25 protein-coding genes are annotated in these 25,519 nt (G+C 65.8%); 9 read left to right on the forward strand and 16 right to left on the reverse strand.

All coding sequences use genetic code 11. The annotated features are described in order from the left end of the window. Positions 1-50: 50 nt before the first annotated feature. From FQK05_RS06905 to ilvD, 5 genes are all read right to left on the reverse strand, one after another. Complete coding sequence (locus FQK05_RS06905) at positions 51-575, reverse strand: MarR family winged helix-turn-helix transcriptional regulator (RefSeq protein ID WP_158965189.1); 525 nt, start codon at positions 573-575, stop codon at positions 51-53. Positions 576-927: 352 nt separating this feature from the next. Next, complete coding sequence (locus FQK05_RS06910) at positions 928-1,302, reverse strand: hypothetical protein (RefSeq protein ID WP_158965190.1); 375 nt, start codon at positions 1,300-1,302, stop codon at positions 928-930. A gap of 32 nt (positions 1,303-1,334) precedes the next feature. Next, entirely contained in the window at positions 1,335-2,096 is a 762-nt protein-coding gene (locus tag FQK05_RS06915) for a DUF6478 family protein (RefSeq protein WP_158965191.1), read from the reverse strand. Between the two features lie 108 nt (positions 2,097-2,204). Beyond that, on the reverse strand, positions 2,205-2,879 hold the full coding sequence (locus FQK05_RS06920; protein ID WP_158965192.1) for a hypothetical protein: 675 nt from the start codon (positions 2,877-2,879) through the stop codon (positions 2,205-2,207). A gap of 6 nt (positions 2,880-2,885) precedes the next feature. After that, positions 2,886-4,649, reverse strand: a complete 1,764-nt coding sequence (gene ilvD, locus FQK05_RS06925; RefSeq protein ID WP_233270411.1) for a dihydroxy-acid dehydratase — start codon at positions 4,647-4,649, stop codon at positions 2,886-2,888. Between the two features lie 194 nt (positions 4,650-4,843). Between ilvD and FQK05_RS06930 the strand changes: the two genes are divergently transcribed. From FQK05_RS06930 to FQK05_RS06945, 4 genes are all read left to right on the forward strand, one after another. After that, positions 4,844-5,743, forward strand: coding sequence for a CPBP family intramembrane glutamic endopeptidase (locus FQK05_RS06930; RefSeq protein WP_158965194.1), 900 nt, complete (start codon positions 4,844-4,846; stop codon positions 5,741-5,743). Between the two features lie 99 nt (positions 5,744-5,842). Next, the gene (gene accD / locus FQK05_RS06935) at positions 5,843-6,835 is read left to right on the forward strand and encodes an acetyl-CoA carboxylase, carboxyltransferase subunit beta (protein WP_158965195.1); all 993 of its coding nucleotides are present in this window, start codon (positions 5,843-5,845) and stop codon (positions 6,833-6,835) included. An 85-nt stretch (positions 6,836-6,920) separates the two neighbouring features. Then, positions 6,921-8,159, forward strand: coding sequence for a bifunctional folylpolyglutamate synthase/dihydrofolate synthase (locus FQK05_RS06940; protein WP_158966005.1), 1,239 nt, complete (start codon positions 6,921-6,923; stop codon positions 8,157-8,159). Positions 8,160-8,215: 56 nt separating this feature from the next. After that, positions 8,216-9,082, forward strand: a complete 867-nt coding sequence (locus tag FQK05_RS06945; RefSeq protein WP_158965196.1) for an MBL fold metallo-hydrolase — start codon at positions 8,216-8,218, stop codon at positions 9,080-9,082. A gap of 21 nt (positions 9,083-9,103) precedes the next feature. Here the strand turns inward: FQK05_RS06945 and zapE are convergent, their stop codons facing one another. After that, positions 9,104-10,210 (reverse strand): cell division protein ZapE, encoded by a 1,107-nt coding sequence (gene zapE / locus FQK05_RS06950; protein ID WP_158965197.1) that lies wholly within the window; start codon positions 10,208-10,210, stop codon positions 9,104-9,106. A 177-nt stretch (positions 10,211-10,387) separates the two neighbouring features. Here zapE and FQK05_RS06955 point away from each other — a divergent pair, with 177 nt between their 5' ends. After that, entirely contained in the window at positions 10,388-11,629 is a 1,242-nt protein-coding gene (locus tag FQK05_RS06955; protein ID WP_158965198.1) for an MFS transporter, read from the forward strand. 50 nt (positions 11,630-11,679) lie between these two features. On the opposite strand, the gene FQK05_RS06960 is transcribed toward FQK05_RS06955, so the two are convergent. The 6 genes from FQK05_RS06960 to mbfA form a co-directional block, all read right to left on the reverse strand. Continuing rightward, the gene (locus tag FQK05_RS06960) at positions 11,680-12,591 is read right to left on the reverse strand and encodes an ornithine cyclodeaminase family protein (RefSeq protein ID WP_158965199.1); all 912 of its coding nucleotides are present in this window, start codon (positions 12,589-12,591) and stop codon (positions 11,680-11,682) included. Next, positions 12,588-13,211: an HAD family hydrolase gene (locus FQK05_RS06965; RefSeq protein ID WP_158965200.1), complete on the reverse strand. Its 624-nt coding sequence runs from the start codon at positions 13,209-13,211 to the stop codon at positions 12,588-12,590. The genes FQK05_RS06960 and FQK05_RS06965 overlap by 4 nt, the downstream gene beginning before the upstream one ends. Before the next feature lie 10 nt (positions 13,212-13,221). Continuing rightward, positions 13,222-14,052 (reverse strand): S-formylglutathione hydrolase, encoded by an 831-nt coding sequence (gene fghA, locus FQK05_RS06970; RefSeq protein WP_158965201.1) that lies wholly within the window; start codon positions 14,050-14,052, stop codon positions 13,222-13,224. 112 nt (positions 14,053-14,164) lie between these two features. Next, positions 14,165-15,091, reverse strand: a complete 927-nt coding sequence (locus FQK05_RS06975; RefSeq protein ID WP_158965202.1) for an AEC family transporter — start codon at positions 15,089-15,091, stop codon at positions 14,165-14,167. Positions 15,092-15,168: 77 nt separating this feature from the next. After that, the gene (locus FQK05_RS06980; RefSeq protein WP_158965203.1) at positions 15,169-15,972 is read right to left on the reverse strand and encodes an alpha/beta hydrolase; all 804 of its coding nucleotides are present in this window, start codon (positions 15,970-15,972) and stop codon (positions 15,169-15,171) included. A 111-nt stretch (positions 15,973-16,083) separates the two neighbouring features. Next, positions 16,084-17,058, reverse strand: a complete 975-nt coding sequence (mbfA, locus tag FQK05_RS06985; protein ID WP_158965204.1) for an iron exporter MbfA — start codon at positions 17,056-17,058, stop codon at positions 16,084-16,086. Between the two features lie 203 nt (positions 17,059-17,261). On the opposite strand from mbfA, the gene FQK05_RS06990 reads away from it, so the two are divergent. From FQK05_RS06990 to FQK05_RS07005, 4 genes are all read left to right on the forward strand, one after another. After that, a complete protein-coding gene (locus FQK05_RS06990; RefSeq protein ID WP_158965205.1) occupies positions 17,262-17,873 on the forward strand; it encodes a glutathione S-transferase in 612 nt (203 codons plus the stop codon). A gap of 271 nt (positions 17,874-18,144) precedes the next feature. After that, the gene (gene petA, locus FQK05_RS06995; RefSeq protein ID WP_158965206.1) at positions 18,145-18,705 is read left to right on the forward strand and encodes a ubiquinol-cytochrome c reductase iron-sulfur subunit; all 561 of its coding nucleotides are present in this window, start codon (positions 18,145-18,147) and stop codon (positions 18,703-18,705) included. Between the two features lie 12 nt (positions 18,706-18,717). Beyond that, on the forward strand, positions 18,718-20,061 hold the full coding sequence (locus FQK05_RS07000; protein WP_158965207.1) for a cytochrome b: 1,344 nt from the start codon (positions 18,718-18,720) through the stop codon (positions 20,059-20,061). A 29-nt stretch (positions 20,062-20,090) separates the two neighbouring features. Continuing rightward, complete coding sequence (locus tag FQK05_RS07005; protein ID WP_158965208.1) at positions 20,091-20,894, forward strand: cytochrome c1; 804 nt, start codon at positions 20,091-20,093, stop codon at positions 20,892-20,894. A 778-nt stretch (positions 20,895-21,672) separates the two neighbouring features. Here the strand turns inward: FQK05_RS07005 and fliP are convergent. The 4 genes from fliP to fliF all read right to left on the reverse strand — a co-directional run bounded on the left by fliP (position 21,673) and on the right by fliF (position 25,402). Then, a complete protein-coding gene (gene fliP / locus FQK05_RS07015) occupies positions 21,673-22,377 on the reverse strand; it encodes a flagellar type III secretion system pore protein FliP (protein ID WP_158965210.1) in 705 nt (234 codons plus the stop codon). A gap of 517 nt (positions 22,378-22,894) precedes the next feature. After that, the gene (locus tag FQK05_RS07020; RefSeq protein ID WP_158965211.1) at positions 22,895-23,188 is read right to left on the reverse strand and encodes a FliM/FliN family flagellar motor switch protein; all 294 of its coding nucleotides are present in this window, start codon (positions 23,186-23,188) and stop codon (positions 22,895-22,897) included. Next, positions 23,181-23,780, reverse strand: a complete 600-nt coding sequence (locus FQK05_RS07025) for a FliH/SctL family protein (RefSeq protein ID WP_158965212.1) — start codon at positions 23,778-23,780, stop codon at positions 23,181-23,183. The genes FQK05_RS07020 and FQK05_RS07025 overlap by 8 nt, the downstream gene beginning before the upstream one ends. Then, positions 23,780-25,402, reverse strand: a complete 1,623-nt coding sequence (gene fliF / locus FQK05_RS07030; RefSeq protein ID WP_158965213.1) for a flagellar basal-body MS-ring/collar protein FliF — start codon at positions 25,400-25,402, stop codon at positions 23,780-23,782. The genes FQK05_RS07025 and fliF overlap by 1 nt, the downstream gene beginning before the upstream one ends. Positions 25,403-25,519: the final 117 nt, after the last annotated feature.

Consider the following 25,519-nt stretch of genomic DNA (forward strand, 5'->3'; position numbering starts at 1 on the left):
CGCTTTTGTCGTTTCGTGCCGCCGGGCCCGGGTTCCGGGCCGTGGCCGGTTCAGTTGGCGGTCGAGGATGTCATCTGCATGACATCCAGGAAGGCCAGATCCTCGTCGCTGGCGACATGGCGCAACACGTCCAGGAAACCTTCGACGGCAGCCGGGGTTGACGCCTCGTATGCGCGGCGCAGGCGTTCGGTCTGAAGCTGGGCCAGCTGCTGGAAGAGTTCCGCCCCGGTCTCGGTCGAATAATGCAGCCGCTGGCGGCGGTCGACGGGCGAGACGCGCTGTTCGACATAGCCGGTTTCGATCAGTTCGCGCATCGGCCGGTTCAGGGCCTGGTTGGTGATGCGCAGGGTCTTGGTGATCTCGCCCGAGGTGACGCCGGGTTTTCGGTGGCAGATATAAAGAACGCGGTGGTGAGTACGACCAAGCTTGAGGTCGGAAAGTTGCTTGTCGGCATCCTCGGTCAGGTTGAGCTGGGCGAAGAAGTGCAGGGCAAGCCCCATGAGCAGATCGTCGAAGGTCCAGCCCGGCGTGTCGGCCTTGGTGGTGGAGGCCGCCGTTCCCTGGGTTTCTACCATATTCCCTGTCCGTTTATTGTTCTGGCAGGAAGGTAGTGTTGCACGACCGGAAAGCGAATGAAAGCTTCAGTCCGGTTTGCCCGAATATCCAACCGCCTTGACGGACCGTCCGGATAAGGGGGCGGCGCCGGGTCATGGACCGCGCCGGCGCCGCAAGCTGGACCCTGCCGGCACGGGCGGGCGGGGCAGGACCGGCGCCTTTCCGGCCGGGTTTCCCGGGCATCAGGGCCGCAGCGCAGGCTGGCCCCGGCCCCGGCGGGACCCTGTTATGGCCAAGCCGTCCTGACAAGGGTTGCAGCGGGACAGGTGTCCCGTTTGGCCGATCCACCTGTCCGGGCAGGGGATGCGCGGCCTACATCGTTTCCAGGCAATGTCGGCGGAAGGCGCGTTTGATCATGTCCATCTCGGCCCTCAGCAGGTCGACCTCGGCCCGCAGGTCTTCGCCCGCGGCGTCGCCCGCGATCAGGGTGAAGGAACCCAGCTTGGTGTCGTCGGACGCATCGCGGACCAAGAAGGTGTGGACACCGTCGGCAATCGCCTCGGCCGGGACCTTCACCTGAAGCAGCCAGCCGCCTTCCTCGGGGTCTTCGGTCAGATCCACCGTTTCGACCGGCCGGTCGTGGAGCGTCACACGGATCATTGGCGGGCTCTGGTCGCTTTCGCCCTTGATGATCGCCTCCCAGATTCCGGTGCGCAGGCGGATCGGGGTCAGAGAGAGATTGCTCATCTGCGGAAACTCCGGTTGATCGGCTACGGCACTCAGATCGAGGCACGCATGTGGCGGGCGAAGGTCACGTCACGCAGGGTGACCTGGTTCATTTCGGGCGCTTCGAAGATCAGGTCCAGCCAGACTTTTTCGATCCGCCGTTCGTTCAGGCGGGAATAGGCCAGGTCGAAATCGACGCGGACGTCCTTTTCGTGCAGGGGCAGTTCGCGCACGACCTGTTCGGTATTGGGCCCGTGGCGGACATTCAGCCTGGCGAAGATTTCCAGCGGCTTTTCGGCTTCGATGATCGTGTTCACGCGGACAAGGTGCGCCTTGGTCAGCCCCTGCGCGGCGGCATCCGGCAAGTCGATCACCAGCGACAGGAAAGACCCGTCAAAGCGGAACACGTCCAGCCGCAGCCCATAGGCGGCCAGGTCGTCGGCCCGCAGGTTGCGGATCTGGCGCAGCGTCACCTCGGACGCGTCGCAATCGTGGAACAGCGTCACCTCGTCCCCCAGCGCCGCGCGGGTTGGCGCGGCGGCGATCCCGGGCGAGGCAAGAGAGCCGCGCCAGGCCTCGGGGCGCCAGGCCCAATCGGTGCCGTGGGGGCGGGCGAAGTTGGAGTTTCCGGGTTGCGGCAGGGAAAGCCGTTCGTCGGCGACATGGATCAGCCGGTTGACATGGGTGCGCAGCTGCTGCGCGCGGGAGCGTTGGTTCCTCAGGTCCGTCAACAGGGCATCCGGCGCCTGTCGCGCTACCTTTCGCCAGCGCTTGACCGACAGGGAATGCAGAAACAGATCGTAGAAACTGGGCATGTTCGGATCCGTTCAGATTTTCCCGCCGTATCGACGTAACCGTGCGTTTATTCCGGTTTATGAACTGCAGGCGGGGTCGTCAAACAGGTGGATGTCGCACCAAACACCTCAGCCAGAGGTTTTGGCAATTGTGCCTTCGTTTCGGGCTGCCGATGACGGCTTTGCGGTTGCGGCCGTCGTCCGGCGCGCCAGCTGGCGCAGCGCGCGGGCACCGGCATCGCCCAGGGCGGCGCTGCCCGGGGGGGCGTAGAGCGTCAGCCCGACCAACTGGCCACCGGCGGCAAAGGCCCCGCGCCAGCGCCGCGGGCTGGCCAGGGCCACGTCGCTGCCGGTGTCGTTCACCTGGATCAGGGTCAGGATGCCGTCGTCCGACCGGGTCACGGTGGCGCCACCCTGAAGCCGCGACAGGCGCGCGGCATCCGGCACGGTGGAGCCGTCCTGAAGGGGCGTCGTCGTCACCGCGATCATCGCCGGCGCCGCCCCAAGCGAGTTCGCGCAGCGCGACATCAGCACGAAGCCCCCGTCATCGACCCGCCGGACCGATCGGCGGTCGACGCAGAATCCGTCCGGGGCGACGATTGTGACCTGCCCACCGGCAAAGGCCACACTGGACGGCGCCAGACCTGCAAGGCCGCCGGCGCCGTCGGTACAGCCCGAAAGGGCAAGTCCTGCAAGGGCGTAGAGCCCCGCGATACCGCCCCGCGCAACAAGCGGGGCCTTTCCGCGATCCCTTCGGCGGTGCGACCGCGCGACGGGTCCGGTGTTACTCGTACTGTTGGTCACCCGGTTCTATAGATCCATGTAGTCGTGTTTTTCCGCCGCCCCGCCGGGATGCGTGACTGCCCCCTTGTAGGTGGCCCCCACCAGCTGGGCGTATTTCCAAAGCGCACCCGAGGCATAGATCGTCTCGCGCGGGCCTGTCCACTGGGCCTTGCGGGCGGCCAGTTCCTCGTCCGTCAGATCGACGGAAATCTCGCCGATGGTGGCGTCGATGGTGATCAGGTCGCCGTCCTTCAGCAGGGCGATGGGTCCGCCATGGGCGGCTTCGGGCCCCACATGCCCCACGCAGAAGCCGCGCGTCGCGCCGGAAAAGCGGCCGTCGGTGATCAGCGCCACCTTCTTGCCCATGCCCTGACCGGACAGGGCCGCGGTGGTGGCCAGCATTTCCCGCATGCCGGGCCCGCCGGACGGGCCTTCGTTGCGGATGACGATGACCTCGCCTTCCTTGTAGGTGCGGGCCTTCACGGCGGCAAAAGCGTCTTCTTCGCATTCGAAGACCCGTGCCGGGCCCACGAAACGCTGGTGCTGGGTGTCGATACCCGCCACCTTCACGATGGCGCCTTCAGGTGCAAGGTTGCCCTTCAGGCCCACGACGCCGCCGGTCTTGGTCAGCGGCGTTTCGATCGGATAGATCACGCGGCCGTCGGCCTCGCGGCTGATGCGGTCCAGTTCCTCGCCGATGGTGCGGCTGGTGGCGGTCATGCAATCCTCGTGGATCAGGCCCGCCTTGCGCAGTTCCTTCATCACGACTGGGATACCGCCCGCGTCATAAAGATCCTTGGCCACGTATTGTCCGCCCGGCTTCAGGTCGACGAAATAGGGCGTGTCGCGGAAGATCTCGCACACATCGTCCAGGAAAAAATCGATCCCCGCCTCGTGCGCGATGGCCGGCAGGTGCAGGCCGGCATTGGTCGACCCGCCGGTACAGGCCACGACGCGCGCGGCGTTTTCCAGCGACTTGCGCGTAACCACGTCGCGCGCGCGGATGTTCTTTTCGATCAGGTCCATGACCGCCTGGCCCGACGCTTCGGCATATTGATCGCGCGATTCATAGGGCGCGGGCATGCCGGAGGAGTTCATCAGTGCCAGCCCGATGGCCTCGGACACGCAGGCCATGGTATTGGCGGTAAACTGGCCGCCGCAGGCGCCCGCCGACGGGCAGGCGACCCGTTCCAGCATGTCCAGCGCGGCATCCGACATCTCGGCGTTCTGGTGGCGGCCCACCGCTTCGAACATGTCCTGGACGGTCAGGTCGCGGCTGCGAAAATCTTCCGGGATCTCGGCCACCTGGGGCGCCTTGCCCGGCAGGATCGAGCCGCCGTAGATGAACACCGACGGCACGTTCAGCCGGACCATGGCCATCATCATGCCGGGCAGGGACTTGTCGCAGCCGGCAAGGCCCACGATGGCGTCATAGCAATGGCCGCGCATCGTCAGTTCTACCGTGTCGGCAATCGCCTCGCGCGACGCCAGCGAGGACCGCATCCCTTCGTGCCCCATGGCGATGCCGTCGGTCACGGTGATGGTGGTGAACTCGCGCGGCGTGCCGGATGCCGCCTTCACGCCCAGCTTCACGGCCTGGGCCTGCCGGTTCAGGGCGATGTTGCAGGGCGCGGCCTCGTTCCAGCAGGTGGCGACGCCGACCAGGGGCTGGTGGATCTCCTCCTCGGACATGCCCATGGCATAGTAGTAGGACCGGTGCGGCGCACGCTCGGGCCCTTCGGTCACATGTCGGCTGGGCAGCTTCGACTTGTCGAACTTGCGCTTGAGCACGGGCGGCCTCCCTCTTCCTTGCGTGTCCCGAACGGGCATAGCCTGTCCGGGACGGTCCGTACAAGCATCATGGCCGGACGGGCAGGGCGGGCGCCAGCCCCCTGGGCCGGAGTACCTTTCAGCCGCCTGCCGCAGTGATTAGGTTCACCGGGCGCTTCGCACCGCGCCCCCGATCCGGACATCTGACCCAGCCCATGGCCAACGACCGCTATCCCGAACACGAGATCCTTGTCGGCCCTGTCCGGGCGCGGCCCGAAATCTGGCGGATCCTGGCGACCCTGGCGGCGGCCTTCGTGGCGTTCTATGGCCTTGATTCCCTACTGAACGGCGTACTGTCGGCCGTCCTGCGGGACCGCTGGTGGACCTGGCTGCGCGATGACGGGCTGACCGGGTCGACGGCGCCGGGGCTTCTGATCCTGCTGTACTGGTTCGGGGTGATGGGTGTGGCGCTGGCCCTTGGTGTCCGGCTGGTTCAGGCGCGCGGGCCGCAGACGCTGCTTGGCCCCGCGTCGCTCTTCGTCCCGCAATTCGTGCGGGTCTTCCTGTACTGCGCGGGCGTCACGGCCGTCATCGGCATCCTTCCGCCCTACGATTTCGGCGATCCGCTGGTGCCCAACATGGAGCTTGGCCGCTGGATCGCCTTCCTGCCGCTGGCCATCCCGGCGGTTCTGGTCCAGGTCGGCACCGAGGAGGTCATCTTTCGCGGCTTCCTGCAGCAAAGCCTGGCCGCGCGCTTCAACCGGCCCTGGGTCTGGATGGCCGTGCCTTCGGCCCTGTTCGCCTTGGGCCATTATGCGCCGGACGAAATGGGCGACAGCGCGGTGCTTTACGTCCTGTGGTCCTTCACTTTCGGCGTGCTGATGGCGGACCTGACGGCACGGGCCGGCACGCTGGGCCCGGCCATCGCCGTGCATTTCGTCAACAATCTGGTGGCGATCCTGTTCATTTCGCTGCCCGACAGCCTGAACGGACTGGCGCTTTACCTCACGCCCTACGATCTGAGCGAAGGGGTCGATGCGCAGGGCTGGCTGCTGGTCGACCTTGCCGGCATCATCGTCATGTGGCTGGCCGCGCGGCTGGCGCTGCGGCGATGATCGGGACCCCCGATTGATTTCACCCCTTGGGCGGTCTATCTGGTGCCCGTCAAGGCGGAGCCACGGGTCCGCGCAACATGGATCGAGTGGAAAACGGCGATGAACTGGATTACCAACTACGTCCGGCCGCGCATCAACTCCATCTTCTCCCGTCGGGAGATGCCGGATAACCTGTGGCTGAAGTGCGATAGCTGCGGAACGATGCTGTTCCACCGCGAACTGACGGAAAACCTGCACGTCTGCACCCATTGCGGCCATCACATGGCGATCACGCCGCGGGAACGGTTCCACGCCCTGTTCGACGGCGGCACCTTTGCCGAGATCGCTGTGCCCGAACCGCTGGCGGATCCCCTGGCCTTCCGCGACCAGAAACGCTACCCGGACCGGATGCGCAGCGCGCAGCGCGACACCGGCGAAAAGGACGCGATGCTGGTCGCGACCGGAGAGATCGGGCGCACGCCCATCGTCGCCGCTGCGCAGGACTTTTCCTTCATGGGCGGGTCGATGGGCATGTATGTCGGCAACGCCATCATCGCCGCCGCGGAAGAGGCGGTGAAGCTGCGCCGCCCGCTGATCCTCTTTGCCGCCGCCGGCGGTGCGCGGATGCAGGAAGGGATCCTGTCCCTGATGCAGATGCCCCGGTCGACCGTGGCCGTGCAGATGCTGAAAGAGGCCGGCCTGCCCTATATCGTCGTGCTGACCAATCCGACGACCGGGGGTGTCACCGCGTCCTACGCGATGCTGGGCGATGTCCAGATCGCCGAACCCGGTGCGCTGATCTGCTTTGCGGGCCCCCGCGTCATCGAACAGACCATCCGCGAAAAGCTGCCCGAAGGCTTCCAGCGGGCGGAATACCTGCTGGATCACGGCATGCTGGACCGCGTCACCCCCCGCGGCGACATGCGGGAAGAGCTGATTTCCATCGTCCGGATGCTGCTGGGCCTGCCGCCCGCGATCCGCGGCGACCTGCCGCCGCCGGATGCGTCGGAACTGACCCAGGCGGACACCGCGGCCCCGGCCGAAACGGCGCCTGCGCCGGAAAAGGCGGCCAAGGACGCGCCCGCCGATCCCAAGAAACCCAAGGCGAAGTGATCGCGCCCTCGTGTCGGCAGGAGACGTCGTGCTGAACCCGGTACACTCTGCGTCGCAGGACTCGTCCGAGGCGATCCTGGCGGGCATGATCGGCGTGCACCCCAAGGTCATCGACCTGGGGCTGGGCCGCATGGAACGGCTGCTGGCCGCACTGGGCAACCCGGAACGGAAGCTGCCGCCGGTGATCCATGTCGCCGGCACCAACGGCAAGGGATCGACCGTCGCCATGATGCGTGCCGGGATCGAGGGCGCGGGCAAGACCGTTCATGCCTATACCTCGCCCCACCTTGTCCGTTTCCACGAGCGGATCCGCCTGGCCGGCACCCTGATCGACGAGGCCGCGCTGGTCGACCTGCTGCACGAATGCAAGGCTGCGAACGGCGACGAGCCCATCACCTTCTTCGAGATCATCACCTGCCTGGCGCTGCTGGCCTTCTCGCGCCAGCCTGCGGATTACACCCTGCTGGAGGTCGGCATGGGCGGGCGGCTCGATTCCACCAATGTGGTGGACCGTCCGGCCCTGACAGCGATTGCGCCCGTGTCGATGGACCACCAGCAGAACCTGGGCAACACGATCGAGGAGATCGCGGCCGAAAAGGCCGGGATCCTGAAGCGCGGCGTTCCTTGTGTCGTGGGCCCCCAGGACGACCGCGCGCTGGAGGTGATCGAACGCCAGGCCGCCCGCGTCGGTGCATCTCTGCTGGTCCATGGCCAGCACTGGCACGCGTGGACCGAAGGCGGCCGGCTGGTGGTGCAGGACGAAACCGGCCTGGCCGACCTGCCGCTGCCGAACCTTCTGGGCGCGCATCAGATCGACAATGCCGGCATGGCCGTCGTGGGCCTCCGCCACCTGGGCTTTGCCGAGGACGCGCTGACCGCTGCCGTCACCCGTGCCGAATGGCCTGCCCGCCTGCAGCGTCTGACCGCGGGTCCGCTGATCGATGCCGCGCCCAGGGCGCAGCTGTGGCTGGACGGCGGGCATAACCCGGCCGCGGGGCAGGTTCTGGCCAATGCCCTGCAGGCCATGCCGAAGATGCCGACCTACCTCGTCTGCGGCATGCTGAACACGAAGGACCCGAAGGGCTTCCTGCGGCCGCTGGCGCCTCTGGCGCAGGCCCTGTTCGCCGTGGGCATCCCGGAGGAGACGGCGACCCTTCCGGCCGAAGCCACGCGGGAAGCAGCGGATGCCGTGGGCCTGACTGCCGAAACCGCGGACAGCGTCGATGCGGCCGTGGCACAGATCGTCGCCCGCGACCCCGCGGCGCGGATCCTGATCTGCGGATCGCTGTATCTGGCGGGCCATGTCCTGACCCTTAACCGCTGATTGCCGCTCTTTGCGTTGCGGGCTAGGCTTTCGCGACCCCGCGGGAGAACCTGACCATGTTGATACGGATCGGTGACGTCGAGATCTGGCGGATCCTGGAGCACGAGTTGGCCATGGCGCCGCTGGTCCGGGTCTATCCGGACCTTGATGGCGACCCGGACGCGCAGGCGCTGTTCCGCGACCTGGCGCCCCGTCAGGTGGATGCGGACGGCATGTGGGTCATCCCGGTGCAAAGCTTCCTGCTGAAGTCGCCGTCGCACGTGATCCTGATCGACGCCTGCGTCGGCAACGACAAGTCCGTCAGCCAGCCCCCCGAATGGGCCAACCGGACCGACGACCGGTTTCTGGCCGGGCTGACGGCGGCCGGGGTGACGCCCGGGGATGTGGATTACGTCCTGTGCACCCATCTGCATGTCGACCACACCGGCTGGAACACGCGGCTGCTGGACGGGCGCTGGGTTCCGACCTTCCCGAAGGCGCGTTACCTGCTGCCGGCCGAGGACAACGCCCATTTCTCTGTCGCGGGCCCGGACGGTGGGCCCACCCTTTCCTTCAGCGAAAGCGTGGCCCCCGTGATCGCGGCGGGGCAGGCGGATTTCGTGTCGGGGGCCCATGCGCTGGGCGATCACGTCACGCTGGTGCCGGCCCCGGGGCATACGCCCGGCCATGTCTCGGTCCATATCCAGTCGAACGGCGCGCAGGCCCTGATCACCGGCGACGCGATGCATTCGCCGGCCCAATGTGCAAGGCCCGACTGGCGCTTTGCCTGGGATGTCGACACCGCGCAGGCGGCCGAGTCGCGGGTGAAATTCCTGGGCCTTGCGGCCGAAAGCGGCGCCAAGGTGCTGGGCAGCCACTTCCCGCTGCCCTCGGTCGGCAGGGTCACGGCAAAGGGGAACGCGTTCCGCTTCACCGAAGACTAGTGTCAGGACCCTGGTCCGGGATCACACCTCGGCCTTGCCCCATTCGCGGTCCTGCATCTCGATCAGGCGGCTGACGGTGCGTTCGAACTCGAACGATCCCTCGCCCTCGACATAGAGCATGTCGGGGGTCGCTGCGGCCGAGCAGACAAGGCGCACCTTCGCCTCGTAGAGCGTGTCGACCAGCGTGACGAAACGCTTCGCCTCGTTGAAGTTCGACCGCGACAGGCGGGGAATGCCTTCCAGCACCAGGATGTCGACCGCGTCGGCGACGGCCAGGAAATCGGCCGGGCCCAGAGCGTGGCCGCAGAGGTCATAGAACGACGCCCGCGCGCGGCGGTCGCGATAGGCGGGCAGCACCACCTTGCGGCCATAGACGTCCAGTTCCAGCGGTTCGGTATGACCGCCGGACAGGCCTTCCCAGATCCGGTTGATCTCGGCCCTTGTCTCGGCATTGTCGGGGGTGAAATAGACCTGCGCCAGGTCGGTGTGCAGCAGACGGTAATCGGTTTCGCTGGCCAGTTCGTGGACGACCATCCTGTCCTTGATCATCTCGATGAACGGAACGAAGAGCTGGCGGTTCAGACCGTCCTTGTAGAGGTCGTCGGGCGGCCGGTTCGAGGTGGTGACGACCACCACCCCTTCGGCAAAGATCTTTTCGAACAGGCGGCCCACGATCATGGCGTCGGTGATGTCGGTGATCTGCATCTCGTCGAAGGCCAGCACCTTGACCGAGGATACGACGCTGTCGGCCACGGGGCCGATCGGGTCCTGGATGTGCTGTTTCCGGGCCGCGTTCATGCCGGCGTGGATTTCCTGCATGAAGGCGTGGAAGTGGACGCGGCGCACGGGGATGTCGTCCAGCGTTTCCACGAAGAGGTCCATCAGCATCGACTTGCCGCGTCCGACGCCGCCCCACATGTAAAGGCCCTTTGGCGCCTCGGGCACCTTGGCGGTCCGGCGCAGGAAGCCGCGGCGCTGCGGTTGCGCCGGGGCTGCCCGCAATTCGGTGTGGATCCGGTCCAGTTCCGGCAGCGCGGCCGTCTGTGCGGGATCGGGCTTCAGATCGCCTGCGGCCACCCGGGCGGCATAAAGCGACGCAACGTCGGAATAGGAACTGGCATCGGTCATGGCCGAGCCATAGCCCGCGCCGAAGCCGTTGAAAAGCGGCCAAGCCGCCGCGACCGTATGGGATTTTGCCTACCGGAGGGCAGAGCGTTCACCGGGCGGCATGGGTGCCATTCCAAATCCTGAATTGACCCTTCCTTCACATTCCGTAGTGTCCGTGCATCTGCAGCAGGAGTTCCCATGGACCGCAGTACCCGTTTCTTCACGCCGGTCCTGGTGGGCGGCTGCATCATCGTTGTCGTCAGTTTCGGCGCACGCGCCGGTTTTGGCCTGTTCCAGATTCCGGTTTCGGAAACCTTTGGCTGGCCGCGGGCCGATTTCTCGATGGCGATCGCGATCCAGAACATCGCCTGGGGCATCGGGCAACCGATCTTCGGCGCCATCGCGGAAAAGCTGGGGGACCGGAAGGCGATCCTGCTGGGGATCGTGCTGTACACGCTGGGCCTTTTCGCATCGGCCTTTGCCGTGACGCCGGGCGCGCACCAGTTCCTGAACATGGTGATCGGCTTCGGCATCGCCGGCAGCGGTTTTGGCGTGATCCTGGCCATGGTGGGGCGCGCGGCGTCCGACAAGAACCGGTCGCTATCGCTGGCGTTGGCCACGGCCGCGGGCAGCGCGGGGCAGGTCTTTGTCCCGCCCTTCACCGAAGGGCTGATCGGCAATGTCGGCTGGCAGACGACCTTCATGATCCTGGCGGGGATCGTCGCGGCCTCGGCCCTGATCCTGCCGATGATGAAGACGACGCCTGTCGCCTCGAAGACGGAGCTGGAATTGAGCATGGGCCAGACCCTTGCCGTCGCCTTCCGCGATCCGTCCTATGTCATGATCTTCCTGGGCTTTTTCAGCTGCGGCTATCAGCTGGGCTTCATCACGGCCCACTTCCCCGCCTTCGTGACGGAACTGTGCGGCCCGATTGCGCCGGGTGGGATGCTGGACAGCATCGGCATCAGTTCCACCTCGGCGCTGGGGGCGATTTCACTGTCGCTGATCGGGATGGCCAATATCGCGGGCACGTTGCTGGCGGGCTGGGCCGGGAACCACTTTACCAAGAAGTACATTCTGGCGCTGATCTACACCCTGCGCACGCTGGTGTCGGCCGCCTTCATCCTTATGCCGATCACGCCGCTGACGGTGATCCTGTTCTCGGTCTCGATGGGGTCGCTGTGGCTTGCCACGGTGCCGCTGACCTCGGGGCTGGTGGGCTATATCTACGGCCTGCGCTACATGGGGACGCTTTACGGGTTCGTCTTCTTTTCGCACCAGCTGGGCAGCTTTCTGGGCGTCTGGCTGGGCGGGCGGATGTACGACATCTATGGCAACTACAACGCCGTCTGGTGGATCGGCGTGGGCGTGGGCGCGTTTTCGGCACTTGTGCACCTGCCGATCAAGGAACGGCCGAACGCGGGCCTGGTCGCCGCCTGACCTGCCTGTGACCTGTCGGGCCCAGGCGCGCCGAACGCGCCCGGGCGGTTTCAGGCGTTCCAGCGATCCAGGATGTAGCGGGCGGTCATCAGGTCCAGATGCGCACCGCCGCCGTTCTTGAACAGCGTGATCGTGTCGGGCTTTGCCTGTGCGAAGGCATCCAACTGGTAGAAGTCGCCCAGAACGTCCTGCCGCCCGATCACGCCGTGGGACAGGGGGGACTTCAGTTCGCCGATATGGTCCAGCGTGGTGTCGAAGCAATCGACATAGACGCGCGACCGGAACAGCGCAGTATTGTCCGTTTCCCGCATGTCGGGGCGATAGGCGCCGATCAGGTTCAGGTGCTGGCCGGGCCGTAGCCAGTCGCCCAGAACCACGGGTTCCGACGACATGGTGGCCGTCACGATGATGTCCGCATTTTCGACGGCATCTTCCAGATCGGTCACGGTGGTCACGCCGGGATAGGCCTTCGCGGTTTCCTCGGCGGTGGCGGGCGTCCGGCTCCACATCTGGAACTCGGCATCGGGGAAACCGGCGCCGAAGGCCTCGATCAGGGACCGGCCGACCGTGCCGGCGCCGACGATCAGGATCTTCTTCGAATCCGGCCGGGCCAGAAGGCGCGCGGCCAGCAGGCTGTCGCCCGCGGTCTTCCATTTGGTCACGAGGTGAAAGTCGACCATCGCCTCCAGCGTGCCGTCGGTGTCGGAAAACAGGCTGACCGCCCCGTTCACCATGGGCTTGCCGCTGGCGGGATTCTTCGGGAACACGTTCGCCGTCTTGACCAGCGATCCCATGCCGTCGATCCACGCCGACCGCGACAGAAGCGTGTCGGGGTCGCGATACAGGAACGTGTCGCCGATGGACGCCTTGGGCAGCTTGTGCCCAAGGGCCAGCGCATCGGTCAGGCCGATCCAGTCCAGCTTGGCCTCGCCTTCGGCGAAGGGGATGAAGGGTATGCTCATGCCGCTTCCTCTGCTGTCAGCAGGCCTTCGGCGACCAGACGGTCGGCCCAGCCCTGCGGATGTTCGAACAGGTGCGTCTGCCAGCCGCGCGCGGCGGCAGTGGCGATGTTGTCGGCCCGGTCGTCGGCGAACAGAAGGCTTTCGGGGGCCAGTCCGCAATCGGCCTCGACCATTTCATAGATCGCGTGGTCCGGCTTGATCATCGCCATGTGGCCGGAGACGTACTTGCGGTCGAACCCTTCCAGGAACGGATAGGCGGTGCAGGCGGTCTCGAAGGTCTGGATGCCGAAATTGGTCAGGGCAAAGACCGGCACCCCCTTGGCCCGCAGCGCGTCGCGCAGGCGGACCGAATGGGGGATCGCGGGGCTGGCCAGTTCCAGCCACTTGTCGTGCCAGGTCTGGATCTCGTCCTGCCAGTCGGGGTGTAGCGCGCGGGTTTCGGCGATCACCGTCGCGAAATCCTCGCCCAGGTCGAGGCGTTCATTCATCGCCAGCAGGTCGACCGCGGCGAAAGCCTCCTTCCGCCGCGCCTCTCCGAAGGTCCGGTCATAGTACCGTTCGGGATTCCACTCGATCAGCACGTTTCCGATGTCGAAGATGACCGCTTCGATCTTGCCCATGGGCCGCTCCTCAGGCGTAGAGAGCCTCGGCATGGAAGGCTATGTGCTCTTCCATGAAGCTCATCATGAAGAAATAGGAATGGTCGTATCCCTTCTGCATCCGGAACGCGCCTTCCTGGCGGCGGGCGGCCATGGCGGCGGACAGGGTTTCGGGCTTCAGCAGGTCCAGGAACTGGTCCTTGGTGCCGGTGTCGACCAGAACGGGACCGTCGAAGCCCCTGTCGGCCATCAGCAGGCTGGCGTCATGGGCGGCCCACTTCGTCTCGTCCGCGCCGAGGTAGGCCTTGAACTGCTTGCGGCCCCAGTCCGACGCGGTCGGGTTGCAGATCGGCGCGAAGGCCGAAACCGATTTGAAGCGGCCCGGCAGCGACATCGCCAGCGTCAGCGCACCGTGCCCGCCCATCGAATGGCCGGTGATCGCCTGGCGCTCCATGTCCAGCGGGAATTCGTTGCCCAGAAGGTCCGGCAGTTCGTTCGCCACATAGTCCCACATGCGGAAATGCGGCGCCCAGGGCTTTTCGGTCGCGTTCACGTAGAAGCCCGCACCCTGACCCAGATCGTATGCGTCGTCATTGGCCACGCCTTCGCCCCGGGGCGAGGTGTCGGGGAAGACCAGCGCGATCCCGTTTTCGGCGGCAAAGCCCTGGGCCGCGGCCTTGGTCATCGCGTTTTCGTGGGTGCAGGTCAGGCCCGACAGATACCACAGGACCGGAACGGGTCCGTCCTGTGCCTCGGGCGGCAGGTACAGACCGAAGGTCATGTCACAGGAACAGGCGGACGAAGCGTGGGTATAGACGCCCTGGACGCCACCGAAACAGGTGTTTTCCGAAACCGTTTTCATGCGAGTTCTCCCGTGAATGCGGGGATTGGGTAGCGCCTTGGGCCCGCGCGGTCCAGCCGTGGGGCCGGGGCAGGCTGATTTGTCCCGCCCGGCCCGCCGGACATCCTATGCGTCACGGGGTGACCCAGGCGATGACCAGCGGCAGCGTCACGATGGACACGATGGTGGAAATCAGGATCGAGGTCGAGACCCGCACCGGCGCGATGCGATAGTGCTGGGCCAGCATGAACACGTTGTTGGCCACCGGCATCGCCGCGGCGGAAATGACGATGGCCGCCGCGAACGGGTCCAGGGGGATGATGTAAAGGACCGAGATGGCGACCAGCACCGGGTGAAGCACCAGTTTGCAGAAGCTGAGCCAGCCGGCGATGAACGGCCGTTCCGCTGACCGTCCGGCCAGCGAGGCGCCGATGGCGAACAGCGCACCGGGCGTTGCGGCGCCGGCCAGGATGGACACGGCATTGGTCATGGCTTCGGGCTGGGGCAGCTTCAGGATCGACCAGCCCAGGCCCACCACCAGCGACACGATCATCGGGTTCTTCAGAAGCCCCATTCCCGCCATCCGGAAGGACGCCAGGCTGACATGGCCGGACCGCGCGGCGTTGATCAGGATGACGATCAGGCTGGAAAAGACGATCAGGTCCACCGACAGGACCAGCATCAGGGGCGGGATCGCCTCGGGCCCGAACAGAAGCAGGAACATCGGCAGGCCCAGGAAGCCCACGTTGCCGATGGCGGCGCACTGCGCCTCGATCGCGGCGGTCTGGACGTTCTGGCGGCGGACGAAGGCCACCGCCATGGCGATGACATAGACCCCGACCGTGCCGATCAGGTAGGCCCAGACCAGCCGGGGATCGAAGATCTCGGCCACCGGAAGGGCGGCGGAGAACTTGAAGATCAGGGCCGACAGCGGGAAGAAGAAGACGAACTTGGTCAGGGACGCGGTCCCGGCCTCGTCGATGAAGCGTGCCTTGCCCGCACCGTAGCCAAGCCCGATGATGACAAAGAACGGCAGGGTGCGCAGGAAGATATCGAGCATGTCCGAGGGTTAGCCGCCCGAAGCCCGTCGGGCAAGGGCGCAACCTGCAGGACAGGCCTGCGTTTCTGAACGTGTGTTCAGGCGCACAGGAAATCGGTGACGGCCGCCAGCGTTTCTTCCGCCTTCAGGATCCGGTTGTGACCAAGGCCCGCGGTTTTGACCACGGTCGCCCCGGGCCACCGGGCGGCGATGGCGTCCCCGTCGGACTGCTGCACCCGGTCGTCGTCGGCGTCATAGATCGCCAGCATGTCGGCGCCGTCTTCTGGGGCGAAGCTGATTCCGCCCGCGATGTCCGACCAGCGCGTCTGGAACTGCAGGCTCAGCGAGAACTTCACATGCTCCAGCGCCTCTTCCGTGACGCCGTTGGCGCGCATCGTATTCAGCGGCGGGTAGGGAAAGAAGGGGGCGGCGATCACGCCGTACCTGCGGGCGGTCACGCCATAAAGCGCGCGGGACCGCATCATGCCAAGACCCCCGGCGGAATGGCCGATCAGCCCGTGCACCGGCCGATCCAGAACGGCGCAGATGTCCCGGGTGTCGGACATGAAGGTGCTGAAGCCGATCTGCTCGGGCGCCGCATCGCCGTGGCCGCCGGCATCGAAGAACACCGCGCGAAAGCCGTTTTCGGCCAGGCGGTGCGCCAGCGGTGCCATCTGCGATCCACGCCCGCCATAGCCGTGGACCAGCACGACCAGGGGGCCTTCGCCCACCGACCAGGCCGGGCGGCTGTCCCCGGGGCCGAAGCGGAAGGGTTCGGTGCCGTCGAACAACGCTGCGTCCTGCGGGCGCAGCGGCATCACCTCGGCCTTGCCCATGTGCGAGGCCAGGACGCCCGCAAGTTCGAGCGCGGGAGAGGTTCGGCGGTTCAGTTCCATGCTCATGACGGCGGCGTCCTGTGGGTCATTTTCCGGACCCTTGCGGCAGGGTCCGGGCCAAGACTTCCCCTTGCTGCACCGCGGCGTCAATGATCGCCGGGATAAAGGGACGTACCGTCACCCGCTGCCGATCAGGATCCCGGCGCCCAGCACCAGCGCACCGCCGACCACGACCTGGAAGGCGGACCGCCAGAACGGCGTATGCATGTACCGGTTCTGGATCCAGGCGATGGCCCAGAGTTCCACGATCACGACGCAGATCGCGATGCTTGTGGCGGTCCAGAAGTCGGGGATCAGGTAGGGCATCGCATGGCCCAGCCCACCCACGGCCGTCATCACGCCCGAGGCGATCCCGCGCTTGACCGGCGATCCGCGGCCCGACAGTTCGCCGTCGTCCGATGCTGCCTCGGTAAAGCCCATCGAGATGCCGGCGCCCACAGAAGCCGCAAGCCCCACAAGTAGTGTCGTCCAGGAATTGTGCGTGGCAAAGGCGGTGGCGAAGATCGGCGCCAGCGTCGACACCGACCCGTCCATCAGCCCCGCCAGCCCCGGCTGGATCCAGGTCAGGATGAACTGACGCTTGTCCGCGGCCTCTTCGCTGTTCAGGGCATCGGTATCCAGGTATTCCCGCGCCAGGTCGTCGGCCACCACCTGGTGACCGGCTTCTGCCGCGGCCAGGAAGCCCAAAAGCTTGCGCGTCTGGCTGTCCTGTGTGCGCTGGGCGGCGGCGACATAGAAGCGTTCGGCGTCCCGCTCCATCGCTTCGGCTTCCTCGCGGATCCGTTCGATCCCCAGGTTTTCGACCAGCCAGATCGGGCGACGGGTATAATAGCCGGCTACATGTTCCCGCCGGATCAGCGGAATCACCTTGCCGAAGCGCTGTTCGTGCAGGCGGATCAACCGCTCGCGGTGATCGTCCTCTTCGGCGGCCATACCGTCGAAGATCTTGGCCGTGGACGGAAATTCTTCCCGAAGTCGTTCGGCATAACCGCGGTAGATGCGGGCGTCGTCCTCTTCGGACGAAATCGCCAGCGCCACGATTTCCTGTTCGGTCAGATCCCGGAATTGCTTGCGTTGGGACAGAAACCGCATGCTCCGTTCGCTCCCTGCTCGATGGGGTTAAATGCGTCTTATTCGCAACTGGCGCGAAAGGACGCCGTCACCCACCAAGGTGCGGTGCGGCCGCGCCCCCGTCAATGCGACCCATCGGAACATCGTGTGGATGGACGGGACATGGACAGGGCGGGGGGCGCTGTCTACGGTCCGGCCCAACGGTTCGGAGAGGAGACCTCGCAGTGAAGCTATACTATTCCCCGTCATCCCCCTTTGTCCGGAAGGTGTTGGTCGTCGCGCACGAGACCGGACAGGCGGATGATCTCGCGCTGGTCGAGATTTCGACCACGTCCATCGCCCCGTCCGAGGAGCTGCGTGCCCAGAACCCGCTGGCCAAGCTGCCGGCCCTGGCGCGCGACGACGGGCCCGCGATCTATGATAGCCGCGTCATTTGTGCCTTCCTCGACGACCGCGCCGGTGCGGGCCTTTACGGCACTGGCCCCGCCCAGTGGGAGATGCGCACGCTGGAGGCGACCTGTGACGGAATCCTCGATGCCGCGGTGCTGATGGTCTACGAAAGCCGGGTCCGCCCCGAGGACAAGCGTTTCGACGGCTGGGTCGAAGCGCAATGGGGCAAGGTGGTCAGCGGCCTGAAGGGGATCGAGGATCGCTGGATGGGCCACCTGAGCGGCAAGCTGAACATCGGCCAGATCGGCCTGGGCTGCGCATTGGGCTATCTCGACCTTCGTCACGGCCCGCGCGACTGGCGTCAGCACGTTCCTGCCCTTGCGGCATGGTACGAAACCTTTGGCGCACGGCCGTCGATGGAGGCCACGAAACCGCCCGCGGCCTGAGTCGACTGCCGAGTCGATCCTTGCGAAGACCCCCGAGTCGACCCGGCCGAACCTGTGTCGGACCACGACCGGAACGCGACGGCCCGCGGCGGGCCGTCACATCGTTTTTTCTACATCTTTGGGTGCAGTACAGGGATCTTGGGGCCTCCTGCGCGGCTTTGACCGCTGGACGAACGATATCGTCGCCGATACAGGAAGTCTTTGAAACGCTTCCGCTCACGCGGTCGAGAGGTATAAGGCCCCAAGGGTCACGGAACTGGAGAGAAACCTCGTGTCACACGCAGAAGACCACGACGAAGACCGCCGGGATTTCCTTTACTACGCAACCGCCGGCGCCGGAGCCGTGGTCGCCGGTGCCGCGATATGGCCGCTGGTGAACCAGATGAATCCCTCGGCCGACGTCCAGGCAATGTCGTCGATCCGTGTCGACATCGCCGGCGTCGAGGAAGGCACCCAGCTGACCGTCAAATGGCGCGGCAAGCCCGTGTTCATCCGTCACCGCACGGACGAAGACATCGAACTGGCCCGCGCCGTCCAGATCAGCGATCTGCAGGATCCCATCGACCGGAACGAGAACAAGCCGGGCCTGCCCGCCACGGACGAAAACCGCACGCTGGATGCGGACGGCCGCTGGCTGGTGATGATCGGCGTCTGCACCCACCTGGGTTGCGTTCCCGTCGGCGATCGCTCGGGCGATTTCGAAGGCTGGTTCTGCCCCTGTCACGGGTCGCACTATGATACGGCCGGGCGGATCCGCCGCGGGCCGGCACCGCGGAACCTGGAAGTTCCGATCTCCGCCTTCGATGGCGAGACCACGATTGTTCTGGGATAAGGGAACGCGCTGATGTCCGGAATTCCGCACGACCACTACGAACCGAAGACCGGTATCGAAAAGTGGATCCACACCCGCCTGCCGATCGTTGGTCTGCTTTACGACACGATCATGATCCCGACGCCGAAGAACCTGAACTGGATGTGGATCTGGGGCATCGTCCTGGCATTCTGCCTGGCGCTTCAGATCGCGACGGGCGTCGTCCTGGTGATGCACTACACCCCGCATGTCGACCTGGCCTTCGCGTCGGTCGAACACATCATGCGTGACGTGAACGGCGGCTTCATGCTGCGCTATCTGCATGCCAACGGCGCTTCGCTGTTCTTCTTCGCCGTCTACATCCACATCTTCCGCGGTCTCTACTACGGGTCCTACAAGTCCCCGCGGGAAATTACGTGGATCGTCGGCATGCTTATCTACCTGCTTATGATGGCCACCGGCTTCCTCGGTTACGTGCTGCCGTGGGGCCAGATGTCCTTCTGGGGCGCGACCGTGATCACCGGCCTGTTCGGCGCCATCCCCTTCGTGGGCGACGCGCTGCAGACCTGGCTGCTGGGCGGGCCCGCCGTGGACAACGCCACGCTGAACCGCTTCTTCTCGCTGCACTACCTGCTGCCCTTCGTCATTGCGGGCCTGGTGATCGTGCACATCTGGGCCTTCCACAACACCGGCAACAACAACCCCACGGGTGTTGACGTCCGCAAGGGGTCGAAGGCCGAGGTCGAGAAGGACACCGTTCCGTTCTGGCCCTACTACATCATCAAGGACTTCTTCGCCCTGGCGGTGATCCTGCTGATCTTCTGGGCCGTCGTCGGCTTCATGCCGAACTACCTGGGCCACCCCGACAACTATGTCGAAGCCAACCCGCTGGCCACGCCGGCGCACATCGTCCCCGAATGGTACTTCCTGCCGTTCTACGCGATGCTGCGTGCCATCACCGACGATCTGTGGATCTCGCAATTCGCCAAGTTCATCACGGGCGGCATCATCGACGCGAAGTTCCTGGGCGTGCTGGTCATGTTCGGCTCGATCCTGATGCTGGCGCTGGTGCCCTGGCTGGATACCTCGCGGGTCCGTTCGGGCCGCTACCGGCCGATGTTCCGCTGGTGGTTCTGGCTGCTGGTCGTCGACTTCATCATGCTGATGTGGCTGGGGGCCATGCCTGCCGAGGAGCCCTATACCTCGCTGGCCGCCATCGGTGCCGCCTACTGGTTCGGTTACTTCCTGATCGTCCTGCCCGTCCTGGGCGTGATCGAGAAGCCCGATCCGATCCCGGCGACGATCGAGGAAGACTTCGAGGCGCATCTTGCCAAACACAAAGCGGCCGACAGCGCCCAAGCGACACCTGCAGAGTGACAGGCCAGGGAACGACAAGGACGATGCACATGTTCAAGCAACTCGCATTCGGAGCCGCCGCGGTCCTGTCCATGGGGCTGGCAACGGTCGCCTACGCCGCGGAAGAGGGTGGCGGCCATAGCGGCGGCCATGTCGAGGACGTCCGGTTCCCCTTCGAAGGGCCGTTCGGCGTCTACGATCAGAACCAGCTGCAACGCGGCCTGCAGATCTACACCGAAGTCTGCTCTGCGTGCCACGGCCTGCGCTATGTCGCGTTCCGGACGCTGGCGGATCAGGATGGCCCGGGACTGTCCGAAGCCGAGGTTCGCGCCTATTCCGCGAACTACAATGTGACGGACAAGGAAACCGAAGAAGACCGCGTCGCGATCCCGTCGGACCACTTCCCGCACGTGACCTCGATGAATGCGCCCGACCTCAGCCTCGTGGCCAAGTCGCGCGCCGGGTTCCACGGCCCCTACGGCACCGGCTTGTCGCAGCTGTTCAACGGCATCGGCGGCCCGGAATACATCTACTCGCTGATGACCGGCTACACCGGCGTTCAGCAGGAACAGGCCGGCCGGCTGTACTACGAGAACACCGCTTTCCCGAGCGGCTGGATCTCCATGCCGCCGCCGCTGTCGGGTGAGGACGTGGAGTTCGTCGACGGCTCGCCCAACGACCTGCATAACGAGGCGATGGACATCGCGGCCTTCCTGATGTGGACCGCCGAGCCGAAGATGATGGCCCGCAAGCAGGCCGGATTTGTCGGTGTGCTGTTCCTGGTGGTGCTATCGGTGCTGCTTTACTGGACCAACAAGCGCATCTGGGCCGGGATCAAGGGCAAGAAGGCCTGATCCCTCCGCTCGCTGGATTACGAAGACAGCCCCGTGCCTCTGGCCGGGGCTGTTTTCGTTGCCGGGCTGGGCTGTTCTTCCTGCCCGTCGTTGCCGGCATGCGTGGCTGTTCCGCATGGCAATACGGATCGGTCCCGGGGCGCCGACCTTGGGGGTTCGCCTCTTTCTCCCCTCCGCGGCACCGGCACTTGGCGGTGGCTCGCCATCTGGGCCGGCAGCGTGGATCGTTTCAGACCGATTGAATCTACCGGCAGCGCCTGCGGAACGGATCCGTCGGTCCGGCTTTGCGGCGTTTGGACGGGCCCAAGGACGCCCGGGTTCGGCAACCGGGACTGCCTTGATACCTGACGTGCGAAATCCTCCGGCGACGGGGGGCATCGGATCGGGGGCGCCAGGACCCAACGCCTTGGCCCGTCGATGCGCGCAGGACCGGGAAATTCCGCCGCTGCACAACTGCAGTCCCGATTGCCCGGAAGCCGGCACAGGGTCCATACGCATTTGGCAGGCCATGGGAAGCCGGACACCGCTCTGATCCCCAAAGGGTTGACCCCGTGCGCCATGACTGCAGTGCTCGGTGCTCGGTGCTCGGTGCTCGGTGCTCGGTGCTCGGTGCTCGGTGCTCGGTGCTCGGTGCTCGGTGCTCGGTGCTCGGTGCTCGGTGCTCGGTGCTCGGTGCTCGGTGCTCGGTGCTCGGTGTCCGCCTTGTCTGGTTGTCCGGCCTGCGAGGCCTTTCGTCGTTTGCCTCCGCCCTGGGACTGACCCGGCTGTCGTGGCCACTCTACTGCAGGTAACTACGGACAAGTGCGCCGGCCACCAGGCTCCACCCATCGGCGATGACGAAGAAGGCCAGCTTGAACGGAAGAGATACGATGGCGGGCGGAACCATCATCATTCCCATGGACATCAGGACCGCCGCCACGACCAGGTCAATGATCAGGAAGGGAAGGAAGACCAGAAACCCGACCTGGAAGGCGCGGGCGATTTCGGACAGCATGAAGCTGGGCACAAGGACCGAAAGCGGTGCGTCCGGGGCAGGGGTTCCAACCGTCACATCCGGCCGCAGATCGGCCATCGAGGCGAATGTTTCCGCGTCGACCCGGGCTGCCATGAAAACCCGGAAGGGTCTCAGCGTCTCGATCACGGCCTCCTCAACCGCAATCCGCTCGGCGATCAGCGGGGAAATCCCGTTCTCCCACGCTGTCGTGAAAACCGGCGCCATCACGAAATAGGTCAGGAACAGCGCAAGGCTGACGATCAGCATGTTGGGTGGCGACTGCTGCAGCCCGATGGCCTGCCGCAAGATCGCCAGCACCGTCACGATGAACGGGAAACAGGTGATCATGATGGCCAGACCGGGGGCGAGGCTGAGCACCGTGACCATCGCGATCAGCTGAATGGCCCGGGCCGAGATGGATTGGCCATCCCCCAGCGACAGCGTCACGTCCTGTGCTGCGGCGGGCCCTGCACCAAGCCCCAGCCACATGGCTCCGACGAAAAGGACCCAGATCACAATGAAAAGGTATCGGGCCCGGGGCTCCGGCGATCGACGATGAAGGGTCCGAAGCTGAGGAACCGACGCCGTGCCTGCGGCACGTCCAAACTGCCCGGTGCCATGGACCCGCCGGGCACCTGGTGTGCCTCCGGTCAAGGAAGCCCGGGCGAGATCTCGATCCTCCTTGACGGGCCCCTGCCGATAGCGCCCGATTTCTTGTATCAGCCGACCGTTGCCACGGCCGTGACACAACTGAGCGCCACTTATGAAGCGGTGCATGGGCCCGTCGTCCGGTCCGGGGATCGGGCGATCGGTCTGCCGGTTCCGGACCTGGCTTTCGATGCGGGACAGGGGGATTGTCAGCCCATCCCCCGGTTTTCGCGTCACCTGTATACTACCGACGCCGGGCGCAGTCGGACCGACGGGGTCCCGTCCCGCCCGGGCGCTGTCCGGCAGCGCCGGTCGGGCCTTGGCTCCCGAAGCCGGGCCATCGGCCGGGCCGGTCATCTCAGCCCAGCCCGTTCTTCAGGTCCGCGATCTCTGTCAGGCGGACGCCCAGCTGGCCTTGCTGGTCGCCGTCCAGCTCTTCCAACTGGCCGCGGGCGACCAGCCGGTCGCCGACATACAGGTCCACCGGATCCTCGACCCGCTTGTCGAGTTTCAGGATCGCGTTCTCGCCCAGGTTGATCAGGTCGCGGATCAGGGGCCTTGCCTTGCCGACTGCCACCACGATCTCGATCGGGACAGAGACGAACGGGTTCGACGGTTCGCCGTCGCGCATCGGGCCGTCCTGGTCAGCCATGACGGATGTCCTCCTTGGTTTGATATATGAATGCGTCGACCGCGGCGCGGATGGCGTCCAGCACGCCGCTGCCGTCGATCTCGCGCCCGGTTTCGCCCAGCCTCAGGCTCGCCTGGCCCGGGGAAAGGGTGTCGTCCTCGGTCAGGGACAGGTCTTCATAGCCGTTGGCGTCCAAGACGGTGCGTATTGCATCGACCGAACCGGGGGGCACCGACAGGATCAGCGGCACGTCGGCCCGGGCGCGGGCCATGGAGGCCAGTTCCTCCACGATCTGGGGGCCAAGGGCCGCGGCCAATGCCTCGGGCAGGATCGTGTCGGTCAGGATCTCGAAGACCGGCTCGACCTTTTCCAGAAGCTGCTGCAGCGCGTCGTGGTACGAGAAGTTCAGCTTCTCGATCCCCTCGACCAGGTCTGCGGTCAGTTGCACCCCCTCCTTCGACTTCGCGGAGATCGCGTCGTCCCAGCCGGCGGTATAGCCCTTCTCGAACGCTTCCAGCCGGTGCTCTTCCAGGTCGACATCGCTCATCATGTGCAGCACGTCGTCATCCGATGCGGAGGAGGCGAAATCCTCAAGCAGGTGGGCAATGCTCATCAGGCCTTCTCCTTGCTTTCCTGAAGCCAGCTGCGGAGGATCTCGACCGTCTCCTCCTGCTTTTCGCCGATCAGTTCGCGGAGCTGGTCGACAGGTATCTCGTCGACCGGATCGTCGCCCTGGGCATTGGCCAGCATCATTGCCGGATCGGCGGTGCCGAAGCCGCTCGTCAGGCCGTCACCCATCGGCTGGAAGGCCGGGGCGATGTCGAAGCCCGGTAATTCCGGCAAGCCGCCAAGACCGCCGCCCATGTCGTTGTCGCCCCCCAGCGGCCCGTCGCCCATCGGCGCCGCCGAGGCCAGGATCGGCCGCACGACGAAGAGACCCAGCAATAGGGCCACGATTCCCAGGACCGCCAGCTGCAGCACCGCGCCAACGTCGATGTGAATGCTGTCTAGGAAACCGGGCACCGCAAGCGTGCCTGCAGGTTCGATGGCCGCAAGATCCATCGACTTCAGCGTGATCACGTCGCCTCTTTCCGCGTCGAATCCAACGGCCGAGGCGACGAGTTCGCGCAGCGACTCCAGTTCCTCTGTCGGGCGAGGTTCGAAGGCTGCAATCGCGCCCGCCGCACCCGGGATCCCGTTGACCAGCACCGCCACGGTCAGTCGCTTGACCGCGCCCGGGACGCGGCGGATCTCTCGCTCCGTCTCGGACACCTCGTAATTGATCCGTTCCCGGGTCGAGGTGCCGGATGATTTCGATTCCCCGCCATTGGCGCCCTGTCCGTCCGGCAGGTTCGACGCGACGGTGACGTCGGAATTCTGGTTGGTGGAGGTGTCGCTGCTTTCCTCGGTATCGGTGCTGATCGCGACCCGGCCCTCCGGGTCGAAGCTGCGCTGGCGGATCGTCTCTGCCTCGGTATTTGTATCGACGCTGACCTCGACCACGGCATTGCCACGGCCGACGCGCGCCTCCACCAGGCGCAGCACGCGTTCGCGCAGAACCTCGGCCCGGGCTTCGGCCGTGGTGCCGGCGGTCGATTCGTCGTTGGTGCCGACGACCGTGCCGTTCGCATCGATCACTGCCACGTCGTCGACGGCCAGCCCGGCCACGGCCGAGGCCACCAGATAGCGCAACGCATTGGCCTGATCGGCCGTCAGCGTGGTTCCCGTCGGCACGACGGACACCGACGCCGTGGGTTCGGCCCCGCGCAAGAACGGGCTGGACTGCGGATTTGCGATATGAACCCGCGCCTGGCCGATATGCGGGCTGGCCACGATGGTGCGGGCCAGCTCCCCTTCCTTCGCGCGCCAGTAGGCGGCGTCGAACATCTGCGAGGTGGTGCCGAACCCGCTGAGGGCATCGAGCAGTTCGTAGCCCTTGCCCCCGGTCGCCGGCAGCCCCTCGCCGGCTAGGGACATCCTAAGGCTGTCGCGGTCGCTGCCCGGCACGAAGATCGAAGAGCCCCGTACCTCGTAGGCGACGTTCCGGGCCTCCAGTTCGCGAATCACGTCCGCCGCGGCAGAGCTTTCCAGCCCGGCATATAGAAGCCGCATCGTCGGCGCGGTTGCGACGCGCGACATGAAGACCACGGCCGCCACGATGGCCAAGGCGGCCAGCACGACGCTGACTTGCTTGCGTGTATCGAGCCCGGCCCAGACAGTTGCGATCTGCTGCACGACATCCTCCGAAGCGCCGCCGTTCTGCGCGGCACGGAAACGAACATCGCGGGTTTGACTTAACATTCGGTTAGGTCTGCCCGGTTAGAAAGGCATCGGTCGCAGAAACGGGACGAA

Source organism: Chachezhania sediminis (genome assembly GCF_009765275.1).
In the GTDB taxonomy this organism is placed as follows: Bacteria; Pseudomonadota; Alphaproteobacteria; order Rhodobacterales; family Rhodobacteraceae; genus Chachezhania; species Chachezhania sediminis.